The following is a 19,728-nucleotide window of genomic DNA, read 5'->3' as shown; positions in this document are numbered from 1 at the left end:
TGTAATCGGTTAATTAAGAATGGGGACTAATACAGGCAATAGACCTAAAATCTAGCGGCAGGCTAAGTTCACCCCATTCTTTTTTTGTAAAGTAAAAATACTTAATAAATAAGAAAATCTTTACTTTGCAAATCTAAAGGACGGCAGACAGGTTGAACATGGCGGAAATTAAAACGTCATTACGAAGGAAGGATGACTGAAGTAATCGGTTCTTGAGAAACAGATTGCCACAGTTTTTTGCCAAAAGCTTTGCAATGACAGACTATAGAAAACGTCATGCTCAGCTTGATAAAGTAAAATAGAATATTTAAAATATGAATAAAAAGAAAGTACTTATTACAGGAATGGCGGGTTTTATTGGTCATCACCTAGCAAAATTATTAGTGAAATCGAATTTTGAAGTTGTAGGTTTAGATAATATTAATGATTATTATGATCCAAGTTTAAAATTAGCACGTTTACAAGATTTAGGTTTTAATACTGATAAAATTGAATATAATAAATTACTACAAAATAAAAATATTGCTTTTATAAAATTAGATTTAACAGATTTAAAAAATGTAAAGCAATTATTTGAAAATCAGCATTTTAATTATGTGGTTAATTTGGCTGCACAAGCAGGAGTAAGGTATTCATTAGAGAATCCACATTCATATGTTGATAGTAATATCACAGGATTTTTAAATATTTTAGAAAGTTGTAGAGCTTATCCTGTAGAACATTTAGTTTTTGCATCTTCAAGTTCGGTATATGGTTTAAGTGAAGATATTCCGTTTCAAGAAGATAATTGTACCGATCACCCGTTAGCAATGTATGCAGCGAGTAAAAAAGCAAATGAAATGATGGCACATTCGTATGCTAATTTATACAATATTCCGTGTACTGGATTACGTTTTTTTACGGTTTACGGACCTTGGGGAAGACCAGATATGGCCTTGCATATTTTTACCAAAGCAATGGTTGAAGATAAACCTTTTGAAGTGTTTAATAATGGAAATATGAGTCGTGATTTTACCTATGTTGGTGATATTGTTGAAAGTGTAAAACGGTTACTTCCTCTTCCTCCAAAAGAAAATAATCCTGAATTTAATGCTAAAAAACCAGTTCCTTCTAAAAGTTCCAAAGCATACCAAATTTTTAATATTGGAAATAATAGTCCTGTAGCTTTAATGGATTACGTTCACGCAGTGGAAAAAGCATTGGGTAAAAAAGGAAAAATAGTATTTAAACCTATGCAACCAGGAGATGTACAATCTACCTATGCCAATGTGGAAAGTTTATTCAATTATATTGGTTTTAAACCACAAACAACCATTGAAGAAGGTATAAAAGCCTTTGTTGATAAGTATTTGGAGTTGAATAATAAAAAGTAAATAAGAACGTCATAGCGAACAAAGTGAAGCTATCTCATGAAAAAAAACAGATTGCCACAGTTTTTTACCAAAAACTTCGCAATGATAGACAATAGAAAACATAAGATTCCGCACAGCGATGTGGAATCTTATGTTTTAAAACCGGATGATGAGATGCTGAAACAAGCCTGCCTGTCGGCAGACATGTCCAGCATGACAAAATAGATTGTCATTCCGCACTGGTTGTGGAATCTGTTAATTTATTTCATTCCGTCACTGCGAGGAGTATTTCACGACGTGGCAGTCTTACACTCAACAACCAGATTGCTTCACTTCACTGCGTTTCACTCGAATTGACGAAATTTTCTCAAAATGCACAACGGGTTTAGTTATTAACAAAAAAGCGAGTTGTAAACAAAATATGTGTACAAAATAATAATTTTAATACGGTTTTTAAAAGATTAAAAATTACATTTGCTTAAGTTTAAAAAGTCTAAGAAATTTAAAAATTGTTGTTTAAATCCTAATTTTATTTTCTTATTTTTAACCAATAGGAAATTACAACCATTATTTCTTATAAATATTTGAATTATAAATCAGTAAACTATTTTTTGTGAAAAACATTCAACCAATTTCTTCTAAAAAAATTAAAAAAAATGTAGTAATAAACCTTGAAAAAGGTAAATTACCACCACAAGCAGTTGATTTAGAAGAAGCCGTTTTAGGTGGAATGATGATTGATAAAAAAGGGGTGGATGATGTTATTGATATTTTACATTCCGAAGTTTTTTACAAAGAATCTCATCAATTAATTTATGATGCAATTTATACCTTATTTCAAAATACCGAACCTATTGATTTAAGAACGGTTTCAAATCAGCTTAGGCAAACGGGTAATTTAGATTTGGTTGGTGGCGATTTTTATTTGATAAATTTAACGCAAAAAGTATCTTCTTCTGCACATATTGAATTTCACGCTCGTATTATTCTTCAAAAATATATTCAGCGTAAATTAATTTCAATTTCTTCTGAAATTATAGAAGAAGCTTATGATGAAACCATTGACGTTTTCGATTTATTAGATGATGCAGAATCTAAATTATTTGAAGTTACTCAAGGAAATTTAAAAAAGAGTTCAGAAGCAGCTGAAGGTTTGGTTAAACAGGCAATAGATAAAATCCAGGAAATATCCAATCAATCTGGTATGAGTGGCGTTGCTACTGGTTTCACTCGTTTAGATGAGTTAACTTCGGGTTGGCAACCATCCGATTTAGTAATTATTGCAGCAAGGCCAGGTATGGGTAAAACCGCTTTTGTAATGTCTATGGCAAAAAATATGGCAATCGATTTTGAAATTCCTGTTGCTATATTTTCTTTGGAAATGTCTTCTATTCAATTAATTACTAGAATGATATCTAGCGAAACCGGAATTTCATCGGGTAAATTAAGAAAAGGAAATTTAGAACCACACGAATGGGAACAATTAAATGTTAAAGTTAAAAACCTATCAAAAGCACCGATTTTTATTGATGATACGCCATCGTTATCCATTTTTGATTTACGAGCAAAAGCCAGAAGATTAGTGTCACAACACGGCATTAAATTATTAATTATTGATTATTTGCAATTAATGACTGCCGGTACTTCTCAAAAAGGTGGTGGAAACAGAGAGCAAGAAATATCAATGATTTCAAGAAATTTAAAAGCTTTGGCTAAAGAACTAGAAATTCCTGTAATTGCTTTATCACAACTTTCGCGTGCAGTAGAAACTAGAGGAGGAAGTAAACGACCATTATTATCCGATTTACGTGAATCAGGAGCTATTGAGCAAGATGCCGATATTGTATCTTTTATATACCGACCTGAATATTACGGAAATACAGACTGGGATGATGATGAACGAACACCTTGTGAAGGGCAAGCTGAATTTATTGTGGCAAAACATAGAAATGGAGGTTTAGATAATATTAGACTAAAATTTATTGGTCATTTAGCTCAGTTTAGTAATTTAGATGAAGATAATGGTTTTGAATTTCAGTCAAAAATGAATGCTATTCCTACTTCAAGTCAACCAACAGCCAATGAAGCTTTTGGTAAGGTAAAATCAGAAGATGATGACGAAGATTTCCCATTCTAATTATAATTTCACTTTTTAATGCTTAAAACAATTGTTTTATTTTTTTTCTTAATTACGTCCAATAGCATTTTTGCATCGTTTATTTTAATTCCAATGGATGCGGTTACACAAACCAATCATTTAAAAGCATACGGAATTGTGTATTGGTCTATTCAACACGGACATAAAGCAAAATGGTTATTAAATTATGAAGGAGGTTCTTTCTTATTAGAAGACACCAAAGCAACCAGAAATGAATGTGTTATTAGAGGGGTAACTTTTGAAGTAATATCAGATATTGAAACAACAAAAATATTAGAAGAAATAAGTAGTCCTTCAAAAAATACAGATGCCGTTGTTTTAGAAAAAGCACCAAAAATTGCGGTGTATTCTCCAAAAAACAAAATGCCTTGGGATGATGCTGTAACCATGGTTTTAACGTATGCCGAAATTCCTTTTGATGTAATTTATGATGAAGATGTTTTAAATGATAAATTATTAGAATATGAATGGCTACATTTACATCATGAAGATTTTACAGGTCAATATGGGAAATTTTATGGAGCTTATAGAAATGCTCCTTGGTATATTGAGCAAAAACAAAATGCAGAAGCATTAGCCAAACAACTTGGATATAAAAAAGTATCCAAAGAAAAATTAGCAGTAGCAAAAAAAATAAAAGATTTTGTAATTGGAGGCGGATTTATGTTTGCAATGTGTTCAGCAACCGATAGTTTTGATATTGCCTTAGCAGCTCAAAATACAGATATTTGTGAATCTATGTTTGATGGTGATCCTTCAGCATTAAATTATCACGGTAAATTAGATTTTACAAAAACGTTGGCTTTTCAGAATTTTAAACTAGAAAGAAATCCGTTAGTCTATGAATTTTCTTCTATTGATATGACTAATAAAAGAAAAATAAAACGAACTTCTGATTATTTTACTTTACAAGAATATTCTGCAAAATGGGATCCAATTCCTACTATGTTATGTCAAAACCACACGCAATATATTAAAGGGTTTATGGGGCAAACCACAGCTTTTGATAAAACTACTGTAAAACCAAATGTATTAATTATGGGGAAAAATATGAATAATGGTGAAGCACGCTATATTCATGGTGAATTAGGAAAAGGAATGTTTACATTTTATGGAGGACACGATCCAGAAGATTACCAACATAGAGTTGGGGATTTAAAAACGGAACTTGATTTGCATCCTAATTCACCGGGTTACCGTTTAATATTAAATAATGTATTGTTTCCAGCAGCGAAAAAGAAAAAACAAAAAACTTAATTGGATTTTTTATTGCTTAGTTACTGTTTTTTTTTATATTTGTTATGTAAATTTTAAAAAAGATACATTTTTTTAACCCTAAACCAATAAGTTTTGAAAAAAGTAACCCCTGTTTTTTTAGCTTTACTATTGACTATTTCCTGTCAAAAAGATCCAATAAACATTGTTGATGAAGCTAATTCAAATTGTACAGATTGCAATATTGAAATTACTAAAGATGCGAGTAGATTAGAATTATTTGATTCTAATGTTAACATTATTAAAAGCACGTATTCAAAATCTTCAAAAATAGTAGCAGACACTATAGATTTAGTGTTAAAAGCAAAATTAAACCCATTAATTGTAAATTATAATGGAAGAGAAGTATTATTAAATGCAAATCATGTTGCCGTAAGATCTAATAGAGTTGCTGTTTCTTATAGTATTGTTGGAGAACCTTATGGGGGAGCCATAGATATTATTGATATTCCTAAAAATAAAAATGTTACTTTAGAAGGTACATTATTAATTCCTGATAAAGATATTGACGCTGTTGATTTTGATTCTAGAACACGTTTGATGTTTGGAGGAGGATTAAATGTTGATTTGTTTCCAAATGCAAATTCATCTTCATTTTTCGAATATTATTCATTAAAAGGTCAAACTAAGAAACCTAAAGATTTTAATTTAAAAAAACTTTTTAGTTTTACAGAAAGATTTGGCAATAAACTAAATAGTATCAAAGATTTATATGGAACCATAATTGGTTCAGGAGGAGGAAATGATGGAACTATTTTTATTTATAATAAAAAAGAAAAAAAAGTATTTTTAGATCAATCAAACGTAATGTCAGGTTTATTTATTTTCGATACTTCTGTTACAAAACAAAATGGTAATAATGTATTTATAGCCGTTGCATATAATAATAATTCTAAAGAGTTAAAAGCTTTTTATTATGACATTAACAGTAAAACATCTGATTTATCTTTTAAATATGAAGTAAGTCTTGGCAATTGGAACTTAAATGTTGAAGCTAAACATTCAATAATGGCTCCAAAAAGCAATGTTTTAATTGTTAGTTTAGAACAAGAAGGCATAGGGGTTTTTAAATTGCAAGAAACAAATGGAATTGAAAATGCTAGTTTAGTTCAACAGGTAAAAGATGAAATACTAGACCCTAATAATCCAGATGAAGTTGTAAATTCATTTTCATACTATAAAAGAGTGGTTTATGCCGCAGCTGGAGCTGGAGGAATATTAATTTTACCTTATAGCAATAAAAAATTAAAATTATCCTATGAATATAAAGTTGAACTCCCAGGCGAATCTGTTAATAGTACCTTGAGAAAAAATGATAATTTAGTTGTGGGGTCAACTTCTGGAGTTTGGATTTTTAAAATGAGTAAAAAGAATTAACTAGATCCTTTAAATTTTTTAAATAGATTTAATAAAAAATACTGTTTTAAAATTGTAACACAATTTTAAAACAGTATTTTTGCTTCAATGAACTACCTCGACGCAAGCATACGAGGTATCAAATAGGAAATTCCTTTTTTATTTCGACGCAGAGCGTCGGGGAATTAAACCCAAAAAACAATTAAAAAAATAATTAAATGCCAACAACTCAACAATTAAAAGATTTTACGCAGCAAGTTCGTAGAGATATAGTACGTATGGTGCATGCAGTTCAGTCTGGTCATCCAGGAGGTTCATTAGGATGTGCTGAATTTTTGACTGTTTTATATCAAAAAGAATTAAAATACTCTACAGATTTTACTATGAATGGTAAAAATGAAGATTTATTCTTTTTATCTAACGGACATATATCTCCACTTTATTATAGTGTTTTAGCACGAAGTGGTTTTTTCCCTGTAAAAGAATTAGCAACTTTTAGAAAGTTAGGAACACGTTTACAAGGTCATCCAACTACTCACGAAGGTTTGCCAGGAATTAGAATTGCATCGGGTTCATTAGGACAAGGAATGAGTGTTTCTATTGGAGCTGCACAAGCAAAAAAATTAAATGGCGATACTCGTTTGGTATATTCCTTACATGGTGATGGAGAATTAGATGAAGGACAAAATTGGGAAGCCATTATGTACGCCGCAGGTAAAAATGTAGATAATTACATTGCAACCATTGATTATAATCATAAACAAATTGATGGACCTACAGATAAAGTAATGCCTCTGGGAAATTTAAAAGCTAAATTTGAAGCCTTTGGATGGACTGTTTTAGAAGTTAAAAAAGGAAATGATATTGAAGCAATAATTGAAGGTTTAGATGAAGCAAAATCTAAAACAGGAAAAGGAAAACCAGTTTGCATATTGTTATATACTGAAATGGGAAATGGTGTTGATTTTATGATGCATACCCACGCTTGGCACGGAAAACCCCCAAGTGATACTCAGTTACAAGAAGCTTTAAAACAAAATCCTGAAACTTTAGGAGATTATTAAAATATAAATCCTGCATATTTCGCAGGATTTTTTTTGTGATAGAATTAGGGATTTCTAATTGAATTATTGTAATAATACATTTATATTTACGTCTGTTCAAAAAAATATTTTAAATGAAAATAGGCATAGTTTGTTATCCAACTTTTGGAGGAAGTGGAGTAGTAGCTACTGAATTAGGAATGGCTTTGGCTGAAAAAGGTCATGAAGTCCACTTTATAACTTATAAACAACCCGTACGATTAGATTTTATTTCTAATAAAATTCATTTTCATGAAGTATTTGTTGAAGAATATCCATTATTTCATTTTCAGCCTTATGAATTGGCACTTTCTACAAGAATAGTAGAAGAAGTAGAAAAACACGGATTGGAAATTTTACACGTACATTATGCTATTCCACATGCTTATGCAGCCTATATGGCAAAACAAATGTTACTAGAAAAAGGAATTCAAATTAAAGTAGTAACTACATTGCACGGAACCGATATTACCTTGGTTGGAAGTCATCCCAACTATAAAGCAGCAGTTGAATTTAGCATCAATAATTCTGATGTAGTTACCACGGTATCTGAAAGTTTAAAACAAGATACTTTACGATTATTTTCTATTCGAAAACCAATCCATGTAATTTATAATTTTATAGATTTTAAGAAATATCCTGATATTGACGCTCCTGAATGTCAAAGAAATGCAATTGCTAAAGAGAATGAAAGAATCATTATTCATATTAGTAATTTGCGTCCTGTAAAAAGAACTATGGATGTTATCGCTATTTTTAATAAAATACAACAAGAAATTCCTGCTAAATTATTGATTGTTGGAGAAGGTCCTGATAGAGAAAAAATGGGGCAACTAGTAAAAGAACTGAAAATTGAAAACCAAGTTTTATTTTTAGGAAACAGTACGGAAGTAAACAAGTTACTTTGCTATTCTGATTTATTTCTATTGCCTTCGAAAACGGAAAGCTTTGGGTTAGTAGCATTAGAAGCTATGGCAGCTAAAACCCCAGTGATTTCTTCAAATTCTGGTGGTTTGCCGGAAGTTAATGTACAGGGTGTAACTGGTTTTTTAAGTAATGTTGGTAATACGGATGAAATGGCTGAAAATGCAGTAAGTATTTTAAAGGATTTAAAAACTTTGAAACAATTTAAACAAAATGCTTTTGAACAAGCAAAAAAATTCAGCCTAAATCAAATTTTACCTGATTATTTAAAAGTATATAAGGAAGTTTTAGAGGATTGTTGTTAACTCATATAATACTCAAAAGCTTCTATTAAAAGCGATTTTTCAACTTTACAATTTAACTTACATTCTTCAAAAGCACTTAAAAGCACAAAATTAACGTTTCCATTAATATTTTTTTTGTCGTGGATTAGTAACTCCATAATTTGATTAAAATCAGAAGAAGAAATTTCTACATTACCAAATAAAGATTTTATATTTTGTTTAACATCATTCATTAAATTTAAAGGAAAATCAAATAGCTTGTTTGACAAATACAATTCCATAATCATACCAACAGCAATTGCTTCACCATGAGTTAATGCTTCTTTTTCTGGAGATTCTAAAAAATAAGACTCAACAGCGTGACCTAAAGTATGTCCAAAGTTTAGTATTTTTCGTACCCCGTTTTCTCTAGGATCTTTAGTAACCACTTCATTTTTAATTTCAATTGACCGGTAAATTAAAGGAATTATATTGCTGACAGTTAAAAACTTAATTACTTTTATCTTATGCCATAATTCAATATCATAAGTTAGTCCATATTTTATAATTTCCGCTAAACCAGATAGTAATTCTCTAGGTGGTAAGGTTTCTAAATAATTAGTATCAATTAGCACCATTTCTGGGTTTGAAAATAGCCCAATTTGATTTTTTAAAACCCCTAAATCTACACCAGTTTTTCCACCAACAGAAGCATCTACCATGCTTAACAAAGTTGTTGGTATATTTATGAACGAAATCCCTCTTTTAAAAGTAGAAGCTACAAATCCACCCATATCTGTAATTACTCCACCTCCTAAATTTATTAGTAAGCTTCTTCTATCAGCACCTCCACTCGTTAATTTTTCCCATAGAAAATTACAAGTTTCTAAATTTTTGTTTAATTCTCCGGATTTAATCTCTAAAACTTCAAGTGTAAGTTGTTTTGAAAGTTTAGAAACAAAATTAGTTAAACAATAATTACGTGTATTTTCATCCACTAAAATAAAACATTTTGAGGGTTTAAATTTCCCAATAAATTCTTCGAATTTTACATATCCTTCATTTGAAAAATGCACATAATAATTATTTGATAAAATAGAGACCATTTTTTATTATTTTTTTGCAAAATAACGATAAAAATCATAAAATATTAAATCCCATGTAAGTAACTTTGCAAAAAAGATATTACAACATGAAAGATTTATTTAATAATACCGAAACAGCATTCGCTCTAAAGTCTGATTCAGAGTTAGATAGAGCTTTTTATCTATTTGAAATGATAAAAAGAGAGCCATTAGTAAAAATTGGTACAGCATTAACCAAATTTGCACTTAAAACTCATCTTCCCGTAGAAGGATTAATTCGTTCAACAGTATTTGACCATTTTTGTGGAGGTGTAACCGAAGAAGATTGTATGTCCGTAATTGATAAAATGTACACCAAAAATGTACATGCTGTATTAGATTATTCAGCAGAAGGAAAAGAGGATGAAGTTCAGTTTGATTTTGCAATGCAAAAAACTTTAAATACTATTAAATTTGGTGAAGAAAAAGATAGTTTACCATTTGCCGTTTTTAAACCTACTGGTTTTGGTCGTTTTGATTTGTATCAAAAAATTACAGAAGGAAAAACTTTAGAAATTCATGAAGAATTAGAATGGAAACGAATTATTGAAAGATATGATACCGTTAGTAAAGCTGCTTTTGATGCAGACATACCTTTATTAATTGATGCTGAAGAAACTTGGATGCAAACTGCTGCTGATGATTTAATTGAAAACATGATGCGAAAATACAATACCAAAAAAGTGATTGTGTTTGGAACCTTGCAATTATATCGTTGGGATAGACTAGATTATTTAAAAGAATTACATAAACGTGCCAAAAAAGATGGTTTTCAAATAGGAATGAAATTAGTTAGAGGTGCTTACATGGAAAAAGAACGTGAGCGTGCTGAAAAATTAAGTTATAAAGATCCTATTTGTGAAAATAAAGCGGCTACAGATAAAATGTATAATGATGTTTTGACTTATATGATTGAAAACATTAATGAAATGGCTGTTTTTGAAGGAACTCACAATGAGGAAAGTGCTTATTTATTAATAGATTTAATAGATAAATATAAATTAGCTAAAAATGATAGTAGAATTTGGTTTGGTCAATTATATGGAATGAGTGATCATATAAGTTATAACTTATCTAAATTAGGTTACAATGTTGCAAAATATTTACCATTTGGACCCGTTAAAGATGTTATGCCTTACTTAATTAGACGTGCTGAAGAAAATACATCTGTTGCAGGACAAACTAATAGAGAATTGGAACTATTAAAAGCAGAAAGAGCAAGAAGAAAAATTAAATAACCTTATTTATTTGTATAATAAAAAAGAGCTGAGTTTTCAGCTCTTTTTTTTTGATTACTTTTCTTTCTTTGGGCTAATTAATTTTATTACAACTATAATTATACCCAAAAATACTAGGAACATAAAAGCAGAGGCAATTATACCCCAATTCCAATTAAATAATGCAATACTGTTAAATACATTGTTCATAAGACTAAGTTTTAAATCAAATTTACTATAATTTTTTTAATTAATATTCTTTAGGTCTTTATCAAAATAAACCAAATAAAACCACTACTTTTGCAACCTCTTAAAAATCAGAACATGAAATCCATTAGAAACATAGCAATTATTGCACACGTTGACCACGGTAAAACTACTTTGGTTGATAAAATTATTGATCAGGCTCACATTTTAGATGAACGAAAACATCATACAGAATTATTGCTTGATAGTAATGATTTAGAGCGTGAACGAGGAATTACTATTCTTTCTAAAAATGTATCTATTACCTATAAAGATGTTAAAATTAATATTATAGATACTCCTGGTCACGCAGATTTTGGCGGAGAAGTAGAACGAGTATTAAAAATGGCAGATGGTGTTTTGTTATTAGTTGATGCATTTGAAGGACCAATGCCTCAAACCAGATTTGTTCTTGGAAAAGCGTTAGAACTAGGGTTAATACCTATAGTTGTAGTAAATAAAGTAGATAAACCTAATTGCACTCCTGATATTGTACATGAAAAGGTGTTTGATTTGATGTTTGCTTTAGATGCTTCGGAAGAACAGTTAGAATTTGCTACTGTTTATGGTTCAGCAAAACAAGGCTGGATGAATTATGATTGGAAAGATCAAACAGATAATATTACACCTTTATTAGATTCTATTTTAAAGTATATTCCTGAAGCTCCTTACCGTAAAGGCACACCACAAATGCAAATTACATCACTAGATTTTACATCTTTTGTTGGGCGTATTGCAATTGGACGTGTTTTTAGAGGTGATTTAGAAGAAGGAAAAGATTATATGTTGTGCAAAGCTGATGGCAGCTTTAAAAAAGTACGAATTAAAGAATTACACACTTTTGAAGGTTTAGGTAAAAATAAAGTATCTAAAGTACGAAGTGGTGATATTTGTGCAATTACTGGTATTGAAGGATTTGAGATTGGCGATACTATTGCAGATTTAGAAAATCCGGAAGCACTTGTACGGTTAAAAGTAGATGAACCTACTATGAGTATGTTGTTTACTATTAATAATTCACCTTTTTATGGTAAAGAAGGAAAATATGTAACTTCTCGTCATTTACGTGACCGTTTATATAAGGAAACAGAGAAAAATTTAGCACTTAGAGTAGAAGATACAGATTCTGAAGATAAGTTTACGGTTTTTGGTCGTGGAATATTACATTTATCTGTTTTAATTGAAACTATGCGTAGAGAAGGCTATGAAATGCAGGTAGGCAGACCTCAAGTAATTCTTAAAAATATTGATGGTGTTAAATCGGAACCCTATGAAACTTTGGTAATTGATGTTCCAGAAGAATTGGCAAGTAAAGCCATCAATTTAGTAAATCTTAGAAAAGGTGATTTATTAATTATGGAACCTAAAGGAGATATGCAACATTTAGAGTTTGATATTCCTTCAAGAGGATTAATTGGTTTACGTAGTAAAGTATTAACAGCTACTCAAGGTGAAGCTATTATTAATCATCGTTTAAGAGGATTTGATAAATATAAAGGAGTAATTTCAACTTCTAATAATGGAGCTATAATTTCTGCTGAAACGGGAAAGTCTACACCTTATGCAATTAATAAACTACAAGATAGAGGTAGGTTTTTTATTGATCCAAATCAAGAAACCTATAAAGGTCAAGTTGTTGGTGAAAACAATAAACAAGATGATATGGGAGTTAATTTAACAAAAGGAAAAAAATTAACAAATGTAAGAAAGTCTGGTACAGATGAAAGCGTTAAAATAGCTCCAAAAGTTGATTTTTCATTAGAAGAATGTATGGAATACATAAAGGAAGATGAATATTTAGAAGTAACTCCGAAAAGTTTACGGATGCGGAAAATTTCTTTTAGGTAAAATTAAAAAGGCTTTGCAATTGCAAAGCCTTTTTAATTTTAATAACCATTTTTAATGGCAATGATGATTTTGTGAGTGATTATTGTGGTTGTGTTCAATGATTGCAATTACAACCAGAAGTTTCATGAGATATAGGTGAAACAGCTTCTAAAGTACCTTTTATTAATTTATCTATAGCAATATCAGGATCTGTTTCTTCAACTTTATAGCAAGCAACATTACGAGTAGTTAATTTTTGAATAGCTCCATCTCCAATTCCTCTAGTTAATAAAATATCTATATCAAATAAAACAGAACTACTATTAGGTTCATGTAATACATTATGTAAAGTTTCTTCTTGGGTTAATTCTAATAATTTTTTATTTGTTATTATATCATTTTCAATAGTGTATATTAAAAAATTTCTACACTTACCAGCATGTTCAAATATTGTTTTTCTATTTTGAGCTGTTATTGCAACTAAAGTCTTCATATTTTTAAATTTTAAACAAAATTAATGGATAGGTATGGGGTAAATTGCAACCATTGTTACTAGATTAAGTAATAAATATTGCATTTAAAATAATGGATATGATGAATAAAAAGTAAATTAAAATTAGAGTTATTAACAATTTTCAAATAAAACAAAAATATATTTATAAAAATTTAGATTTATTTAATTTAATTAGAAAAGGATAATAAAATTAGATATTAAAATATGTAATAATTTGATATACAGAGTATTGAATATGTAATCATTAATTTTATTTGAGGTATTAATTATTCAATTATTTATAACTAAAAGTGAATATTTTATAAAAAATAATGAGTTTTTAACAAAAAGATTTGGTTAATAAGTTATTTGTATATACATTTGATGTCTATACAATAGTAGTATAGATAATTGTTGTCCCCCCGAAGTTGAATAAAAATGATAAAAAGGATGAGTTAAACCTACCTGATCATACAATTAATAATATATTAATTACAGGTAATTGGATGAATGAAAAATTTTCAGAACATCTAAAACAATATGCTTTATCAATTCAACAATATCAAGTTTTACGTTCTTTGAGAGATTTAAATGGTGAACCAACAGACCTTTTGACATTGCAAGCCGGGATGGTAAGTAAAAATAGTAACACAACACGATTAGTTGAGAAGCTAAGATTAAAAGGATTAATATCTAGAATTCAAAATGAAGAAAATAGGAGGAAAGTAACTATTAGAATTACAGATGATGGTTTAAATTTATTAGCAGAAATTGATACCCCCCAAAGCGTATTTGAAATAAGTACAGTATCAAATTTAAATATAAAAGAATTAAAAACTCTCAATACATTATTGAATAAAATTAGGAATAAATAAATCAACCCCAAACCCAAGTTCTTAATGCAACTATTTAAATAACCCCATAAATACTTGCATTTTGAACTTAAATTTAAAGTAAGAATTAAATGAAAAGTAAGAAAATTAAGTAAATCAACCTTAGAGGTAGTTTCTCTGGAATCACATACTTGAATAAGCAGTCCGAAAATGCTTTGAAAAAGTAAGATGGTTAGTAAGACCCTTGATGCTACCTCTTTATTAAAAAACAAAAAAGTAAATAAAAATAATTAATCAACCCTAAACAAAAGTCAAAACCCCAAAGACATGAGTATATTATTAAGTCCATTAATAATTATTTCCGCTGCTACGTTCTGTAGTAGTAAGTTTCAAAGTAAATGTAAAGCCCCATTACTTTTGAAGCGTTTAAGCATTCGTATTTTAAACAATACTAATTTTAAATTAAGTTTAGAATTGGTTAAAGCAATGAATGCAGTATTTAGCAGCCGTAATACAATCAAAAAATTAGCCTTCCCCACAACGGTGAATTTAATGATATAATTGCGGCTGTATTTTACAAGTTTATTTAAAAGTTTAACCCCAAAACCCCAACTAGCCATGAATTTATTTAAAATTAAATTATTCCTAATTTTTATTTTAGGTGTTATGTTAACTTCTTGTTCACCTGAAGATGATGGAATTTATTCTAATGAATTATCCTTAAAAACTGTAACCTATTCCCCATTAGAAAATGGAGTTTTAGATCAAATTAATACCTATAGAAATTCAATTGGTGATTCTTCTCTAATAAGATTAGATATCGTTTCTGCTGTAGCCAATACTCATACAGATTATATGGTAAATACTGGAAACGTTGATCACAGTGGATTTGAACAACGTCAGCAAGATTTAATGAATAACGCTAACGCAAAATCAGTAGGAGAAAATGTTGCTTATGGTTACAGAACTGCGGAAGAAGTAGTTAGTGCCTGGTTAAAAAGTGATTCTCATAGAGCTTTAATTGAAAATAAAGGCTATACCCATTTTGGAATATCAACTGAAAAAAATGAATTAGGTAGAGCGTATTACACTTTAATGTTCATTAAAAAATAAATTTTTAAAACTATAGTATGATTTTAACAGAAGAATTGCCAAAAACAAAAAAAACGAAGAAGAATTTAAATCCAAAAATTTATATAAATACTTTAATACCAAATTTTAAATTTAAAAATAAATTAGGTAAAATCATGAAGCCTATAAATCGCTGTATTACAATGTGATACTGAAAAAACTGTCGTCCCTTTTTTAAAATTGAGCAGTTGCAAAAACCTTATAATTAATAGTCGTTCCCACAATTATAGTATGTTAAGGTTTATGGCAACTGTTCTTTTTTTTGCAAAAAAAAACAGCCGCAACTCATTGAAAAAACTGTCGTCCCCACGAAAATTTTTTATACTCAATTCATTACGACTGTAAAATTTAATTTTAAACTTATTCAAAGTTTAAAATCTAGTATGTTCTTGAACTAGGTTTTGTAAATTTAGTGGATAACATATTTATAAACAATTATTTTTTTATTTAATTTTAAAAGAAATCTAAATAAAAAATTAGTAATTTTCAGAATAACAGTAACAGTTAATAATTGTTTTATTAAAATATGGAAAATAAGGAGCAAAATAGATATTCATTTCCCATTAAAGTTGAAAAAAATCATATTGATGATTTAAATCACGTAAATAATATTCAATATGTAAATTGGATTTTACAGGTAGCTGAAAATCACTGGAATTTTGTTACTAATAAAAAATTTAAAGATAGTTATGCTTGGGTGGTTTTACGCCATGAAATAGATTATTTAAAATCGGCTAAATTGAATGATGAGTTAATTGTAACAACTTGGATAAAAGAAAATTATGGAGTTAAATCTGAACGGATTGTTTATGTTAAACGAAATGATGAATTACTGGTTAAAGCTAAAACCATCTGGGTATTATTAAACAAAAAAACAATGCGACCTATTAGAATTCCAAAAGAAATAAAAGACTTATTTTTTCAAGATAAAATTTAATTTATTGCATAGTTTTACTCTTTTCTTCAATATATTTTGATAAGTATTTTGTGCTTTTTAACGTGTGATATTGTAAAAGTTGACCTATAAAATTTTGTTCTCTATGAGTCTTTAAATTCTTTAATATTGACTCAATTTTGATTATTAATTTCTTTTCAAATTTAACTTTATTAAAACAATTGTTAATAATTTCTTTTCCATTTAATTGAAATTTAGTCCATTTTTCTTCGTGAGAATATAATTCAATTGCTTTTTCAGAGAATTTTATAAGATTATCTTCTATAAAACCATTCCATTTATAATTCTTTGTCATTCCTTCAGCACCAAATGACGTTGTTACATTTGGAGTGCCAAAAATCATAGAATCTATTAATTTTCCTTTTAAACCAGCTCCAAATAGAAGAGGAGCCAAACAAACTCTACTATTAGTATATGCTTTTTCTTTATCATCTACCCAGCCATTAATAATAAAACCCTCTTTTTTATTATGTAATTGTTTTATATTTTGATTTGCATATGCTCCGTAAACATGCAATTCTGCTTTGGGTAATTGTTTATGAACTAAAGGCCAAATTTCATTTTTTAAATAGATAATAGATGCATAATTAGGTTTGTGTCTAAAGTTTCCCATAGTAATAAAATGGTGTCTTTCACTAAATGAAGGATAGCTCTTTAATTTTTTTATTGAAATATTTGACTGTAAAAAGGGAATATAATGTAGCAATTTAGCATCAATTTTAAATTCTTTTTGTAAAATTTGCATTTCACTTTTTGAAATGATTAAACTTAAATCAGATCTGTAAATACTAGCAATTTCACGTTTTGTAACTTCATTAATTAAATTTATTTTTTCATTTTGTTTAACAGCTTGTTCACGAGCAGAACGTAAAAAATGTAAATCTTCTGTGTCAAGTATTCTTATTGCATTTGGACAACTTTCAGCCACTCTCCAACCAAATTGCTCTTCAGTTATAAATTGATCAAATAGTATAACATGAGGTTGTAAGCCCAATATAAAACTATCAAAAGAAGGATTATTTAACTCAATTTGTTCCGTTTTAATTCCTAAGGATTTTAAATTAAAAGAATGAGAAGTTATTGGTTTAGCACAAGCAAACGTAATTTTATAATTATTTTTAGTGAATAATTCTATAAGTTGTAGTATCCTAATACCCGCAGCAGTAGTAGAAGGTTCAGGCCAGTGCAAACCAATAATTAGCATTTTTTTCATATTTCAAAAATACTATTTATAAATAAAAAAAGTTAAAATATATTATAACCTTTACTTTCTCGGTAAATTAAATAATTTTTAAAACTATTATTCCTTAGTTTAGTTTAATCATCTCATAAACAGTAACTTAATTTTATAAATATATTTTTAGGTAAGTTTAAGTAACTAATGTTACGTAAGTATTTTTTAATAATACCAAACTTTTTATGTTATCCTATGTCTAATAAAACTGTAATCTGAAAATAGATTATTTAAATTTAAAAAAAAACACACAAAATATGACCAAATTAAATTCATTAGCAATTAGCGATAACGGATTCATTTTTAAACCGTCAACAGGGGAGTCTTTCACGACAAACAATATGGGTTTATTTATAATTAATTTATTAAAAGAAGGAAAATCAAGTGATACCATAATTAGTGCAATCACAGAAGAATTTGAAGTTGATACTATAACTGCAGAACGTGATTTATATGATTACCTTGATTTTTTAAGAGTTGAAAAAATGATTGATTAATTATGAATGAAAAGAAACTAACCATAGCAATTACAGGTCTTAATAATATTGATAGTCCAGGACCAGGTGTACCAGTAATACGCGGAATAAAAGATTCAGGAATGGATGTTCGAATTATTGGTTTGGCTTATGAAAACTTAGAACCAGGTATTTATATGCCCGGTTTGGTAGATAAAACCTATTTAATGCCATTTCCTTCAACTGGAAGAGAAACATATTTAGAACGCTTAACATATATTCATGAAAAAGAGGATATAGATATTATTATTCCAAATTTTGATTCAGAACTGTTTTTATTTATAAAATTTAGTGATACGTTACTAAAAATGGGTATTCATACTTTTTTACCAACCTTAGAGCAGTTTGAAGAGCGACATAAAGATAATTTACCCGAATTCGCCAAAAAATACAACGTAACAGTTCCAAAAAGTAAAGCAGTTTTAACGAGTAATGAATTGGCTGATTTACCAAAAGAGATAGCTTACCCATATTATATTAAAGGTAAATTTTATGAGGCATATAAAGTTGATAATTACAATCAGGCAGTATTTTATTTCAATAAATTATCTTCAAAATGGGGACTTCCTGTTGTAGCACAACAGGCAATTCAAGGTACTGAAGTAAATGTAATTGCATTGGGTGATGGTGAAGGCAATACCGTTGCAGCGGTTGCTATGCGTAAACAATATATTACTGATAAAGGCAAGGCTTGGGGAGGTATAACATTGAATGATGAAGTTTTATTAGAAGTAACGCATCGTATCATTAAGGAAACAAAATGGCGTGGTGCCATGGAATTAGAAATGATAAAAACGGAAGATGGTGAATACCATTTGATTGAAATAAATCCACGTATACCTGCATGGGTATATTTAGCTGTTGGTGCAGGACAAAATATTCCAGAAATGATATGCCAACTAGCTATGGGTAAAAAAGTGAAGCCGGTAAATAACTACGAATATGGTAAAATGTTTATACGTTATTCGTGGGATTTAATTGGTGATATAGCCGATTTTGAAAAAATAATAATGTCAGGTGAACTATAAAATTTAAAAAAATGAGTAAAAAAATATACGAACGTCCAATTTTAAGAAAAGTAGTTGAAGGAATTCCAAATAAATTTGGAAGTATTAAAAAGCTAGATCCCATTAGCACTATAGATAATGTATCCATTGATGGCATTATTAAAAAATATGGGTCACCAGTATTTATACTTTCTGAAAAAACAATTAGAGAAACGTACAGAATGGCGTATCGTGCTTTTTCAACACGTTATCCAAAAGTGCAATTTGCTTGGTCGTACAAAACCAATTATTTAGATGCTGTTTGTCGTGTTTTTCATGAAGAAGGTGCTTGGGCTGAAGTAGTTTCAGGTTTTGAATATGAAAAAGTGCTGGATAACAATGTGCCAGGGAATAAAATTATTTTTAATGGCCCAGATAAAAGTGAGGAAGATTTAATTAGAGCAATTAATAACAAATCATTAATTCATATTGATCATTTTGATGAATTGTACACCATTATTGGCTTAATAGATAAGTTAAAAGAGCGTCCGCAAGTAGCCATTAGAGTGAATATGGATACAGGTATTTATCCTCAATGGGATCGTTTTGGTTTTAACTATGAAAATGGGAGTGCTTGGAATGCTGTTAATAGAATTTTGTCAACTGGAAAAATTGATTTGGTAGGATTGCATACTCATATTGGTACCTACATTACTTTATCTGAAGCATACGCTACCGCCATTGGAAAATTAGCTGC

At 29.1% G+C, this 19,728-nt stretch carries 17 protein-coding genes; 14 read left to right on the top strand and 3 right to left on the bottom strand.

Annotation, left to right across the window (positions count from 1 at the left end; translation table 11 throughout):
- Positions 1–314 precede the first annotated feature (314 nt).
- The 6 genes from L3J60_RS11080 to bshA all read left to right on the top strand — a co-directional run bounded on the left by L3J60_RS11080 (position 315) and on the right by bshA (position 8,452).
- A complete protein-coding gene (locus L3J60_RS11080; protein ID WP_291975601.1) occupies positions 315–1,373 on the top strand; it encodes an NAD-dependent epimerase/dehydratase family protein in 1,059 nt (352 codons plus the stop codon).
- Positions 1,374–1,965: 592 nt separating this feature from the next.
- Positions 1,966–3,489, top strand: a complete 1,524-nt coding sequence (gene dnaB / locus L3J60_RS11075; protein WP_291975600.1) for a replicative DNA helicase — start codon at positions 1,966–1,968, stop codon at positions 3,487–3,489.
- Positions 3,490–3,507: 18 nt separating this feature from the next.
- Entirely contained in the window at positions 3,508–4,767 is a 1,260-nt protein-coding gene (locus L3J60_RS11070) for an asparagine synthetase B (RefSeq protein ID WP_291975599.1), read from the top strand.
- Between the two features lie 93 nt (positions 4,768–4,860).
- Entirely contained in the window at positions 4,861–6,162 is a 1,302-nt protein-coding gene (locus tag L3J60_RS11065; protein ID WP_291975598.1) for a hypothetical protein, read from the top strand.
- A gap of 197 nt (positions 6,163–6,359) precedes the next feature.
- Positions 6,360–7,205, top strand: a complete 846-nt coding sequence (locus tag L3J60_RS11060) for a transketolase (RefSeq protein ID WP_291975597.1) — start codon at positions 6,360–6,362, stop codon at positions 7,203–7,205.
- Positions 7,206–7,318: 113 nt separating this feature from the next.
- A complete protein-coding gene (bshA, locus tag L3J60_RS11055) occupies positions 7,319–8,452 on the top strand; it encodes an N-acetyl-alpha-D-glucosaminyl L-malate synthase BshA (protein WP_291975596.1) in 1,134 nt (377 codons plus the stop codon).
- On the opposite strand, the gene aroB is transcribed toward bshA, so the two are convergent.
- Positions 8,449–9,516 carry a 3-dehydroquinate synthase gene (gene aroB / locus L3J60_RS11050; protein ID WP_291975595.1) on the bottom strand — a complete coding sequence of 356 codons (1,068 nt, stop codon included), beginning with the start codon at positions 9,514–9,516 and terminating at the stop codon, positions 8,449–8,451. The genes bshA and aroB overlap by 4 nt on opposite strands.
- A gap of 86 nt (positions 9,517–9,602) precedes the next feature.
- On the opposite strand from aroB, the gene L3J60_RS11045 reads away from it, so the two are divergent.
- The gene (locus tag L3J60_RS11045; protein WP_291975594.1) at positions 9,603–10,772 is read left to right on the top strand and encodes a proline dehydrogenase family protein; all 1,170 of its coding nucleotides are present in this window, start codon (positions 9,603–9,605) and stop codon (positions 10,770–10,772) included.
- A gap of 303 nt (positions 10,773–11,075) precedes the next feature.
- Positions 11,076–12,845 carry a translational GTPase TypA gene (gene typA / locus L3J60_RS11040; protein WP_291975593.1) on the top strand — a complete coding sequence of 590 codons (1,770 nt, stop codon included), beginning with the start codon at positions 11,076–11,078 and terminating at the stop codon, positions 12,843–12,845.
- 94 nt (positions 12,846–12,939) lie between these two features.
- Here the strand turns inward: typA and L3J60_RS11035 are convergent, their stop codons facing one another.
- Entirely contained in the window at positions 12,940–13,317 is a 378-nt protein-coding gene (locus L3J60_RS11035; protein ID WP_291975592.1) for a NifB/NifX family molybdenum-iron cluster-binding protein, read from the bottom strand.
- 428 nt (positions 13,318–13,745) lie between these two features.
- Here L3J60_RS11035 and L3J60_RS11030 point away from each other — a divergent pair, with 428 nt between their 5' ends.
- From L3J60_RS11030 to L3J60_RS11020, 3 genes are all read left to right on the top strand, one after another.
- Positions 13,746–14,192, top strand: coding sequence for a MarR family transcriptional regulator (locus L3J60_RS11030; RefSeq protein ID WP_291975591.1), 447 nt, complete (start codon positions 13,746–13,748; stop codon positions 14,190–14,192).
- 576 nt (positions 14,193–14,768) lie between these two features.
- Entirely contained in the window at positions 14,769–15,263 is a 495-nt protein-coding gene (locus tag L3J60_RS11025) for a CAP domain-containing protein (RefSeq protein ID WP_291975590.1), read from the top strand.
- Positions 15,264–15,807: 544 nt separating this feature from the next.
- Positions 15,808–16,218: a thioesterase family protein gene (locus L3J60_RS11020; protein WP_291975589.1), complete on the top strand. Its 411-nt coding sequence runs from the start codon at positions 15,808–15,810 to the stop codon at positions 16,216–16,218.
- Between the two features lies 1 nt (position 16,219).
- On the opposite strand, the gene L3J60_RS11015 is transcribed toward L3J60_RS11020, so the two are convergent.
- A complete protein-coding gene (locus L3J60_RS11015; RefSeq protein ID WP_291975588.1) occupies positions 16,220–17,449 on the bottom strand; it encodes a glycosyltransferase in 1,230 nt (409 codons plus the stop codon).
- Between the two features lie 278 nt (positions 17,450–17,727).
- Between L3J60_RS11015 and L3J60_RS11010 the strand changes: the two genes are divergently transcribed.
- From L3J60_RS11010 to L3J60_RS11000, 3 genes are all read left to right on the top strand, one after another.
- Complete coding sequence (locus L3J60_RS11010; RefSeq protein WP_291975587.1) at positions 17,728–17,967, top strand: PqqD family protein; 240 nt, start codon at positions 17,728–17,730, stop codon at positions 17,965–17,967.
- A gap of 2 nt (positions 17,968–17,969) precedes the next feature.
- Positions 17,970–19,013 carry an ATP-grasp domain-containing protein gene (locus L3J60_RS11005; protein WP_291975586.1) on the top strand — a complete coding sequence of 348 codons (1,044 nt, stop codon included), beginning with the start codon at positions 17,970–17,972 and terminating at the stop codon, positions 19,011–19,013.
- Between the two features lie 11 nt (positions 19,014–19,024).
- A partial coding sequence (locus L3J60_RS11000; RefSeq protein WP_291975585.1) for a hypothetical protein occupies positions 19,025–19,728 on the top strand: 704 nt, incomplete at its 3' end.

The organism is Lutibacter sp. (genome assembly GCF_021647475.1).
In the GTDB taxonomy this organism is placed as follows: Bacteria; Bacteroidota; Bacteroidia; order Flavobacteriales; family Flavobacteriaceae; genus Lutibacter.
This window is presented reverse-complemented; position numbering and strand designations above follow the sequence as displayed.

Bases quoted from the DNA above. Each gene is read 5' to 3' on its own strand.
- L3J60_RS11025 (WP_291975590.1), top strand. From the start codon at position 14,769: ATGAATTTATTTAAAATTAAATTATTCCTAATTTTTATTTTAGGTGTT.
- L3J60_RS11015 (WP_291975588.1), bottom strand. From the start codon at position 17,449: ATGAAAAAAATGCTAATTATTGGTTTGCACTGGCCTGAACCTTCTACT.
- L3J60_RS11080 (WP_291975601.1), top strand. From the start codon at position 315: ATGAATAAAAAGAAAGTACTTATTACAGGAATGGCGGGTTTTATTGGT.
- L3J60_RS11060 (WP_291975597.1), top strand. From the start codon at position 6,360: ATGCCAACAACTCAACAATTAAAAGATTTTACGCAGCAAGTTCGTAGA.
- aroB (WP_291975595.1), bottom strand. From the start codon at position 9,516: ATGGTCTCTATTTTATCAAATAATTATTATGTGCATTTTTCAAATGAA.
- L3J60_RS11070 (WP_291975599.1), top strand. From the start codon at position 3,508: ATGCTTAAAACAATTGTTTTATTTTTTTTCTTAATTACGTCCAATAGC.
- L3J60_RS11035 (WP_291975592.1), bottom strand. From the start codon at position 13,317: ATGAAGACTTTAGTTGCAATAACAGCTCAAAATAGAAAAACAATATTT.
- typA (WP_291975593.1), top strand. From the start codon at position 11,076: ATGAAATCCATTAGAAACATAGCAATTATTGCACACGTTGACCACGGT.
- L3J60_RS11005 (WP_291975586.1), top strand. From the start codon at position 17,970: ATGAATGAAAAGAAACTAACCATAGCAATTACAGGTCTTAATAATATT.
- bshA (WP_291975596.1), top strand. From the start codon at position 7,319: ATGAAAATAGGCATAGTTTGTTATCCAACTTTTGGAGGAAGTGGAGTA.
- L3J60_RS11045 (WP_291975594.1), top strand. From the start codon at position 9,603: ATGAAAGATTTATTTAATAATACCGAAACAGCATTCGCTCTAAAGTCT.
- L3J60_RS11010 (WP_291975587.1), top strand. From the start codon at position 17,728: ATGACCAAATTAAATTCATTAGCAATTAGCGATAACGGATTCATTTTT.
- L3J60_RS11020 (WP_291975589.1), top strand. From the start codon at position 15,808: ATGGAAAATAAGGAGCAAAATAGATATTCATTTCCCATTAAAGTTGAA.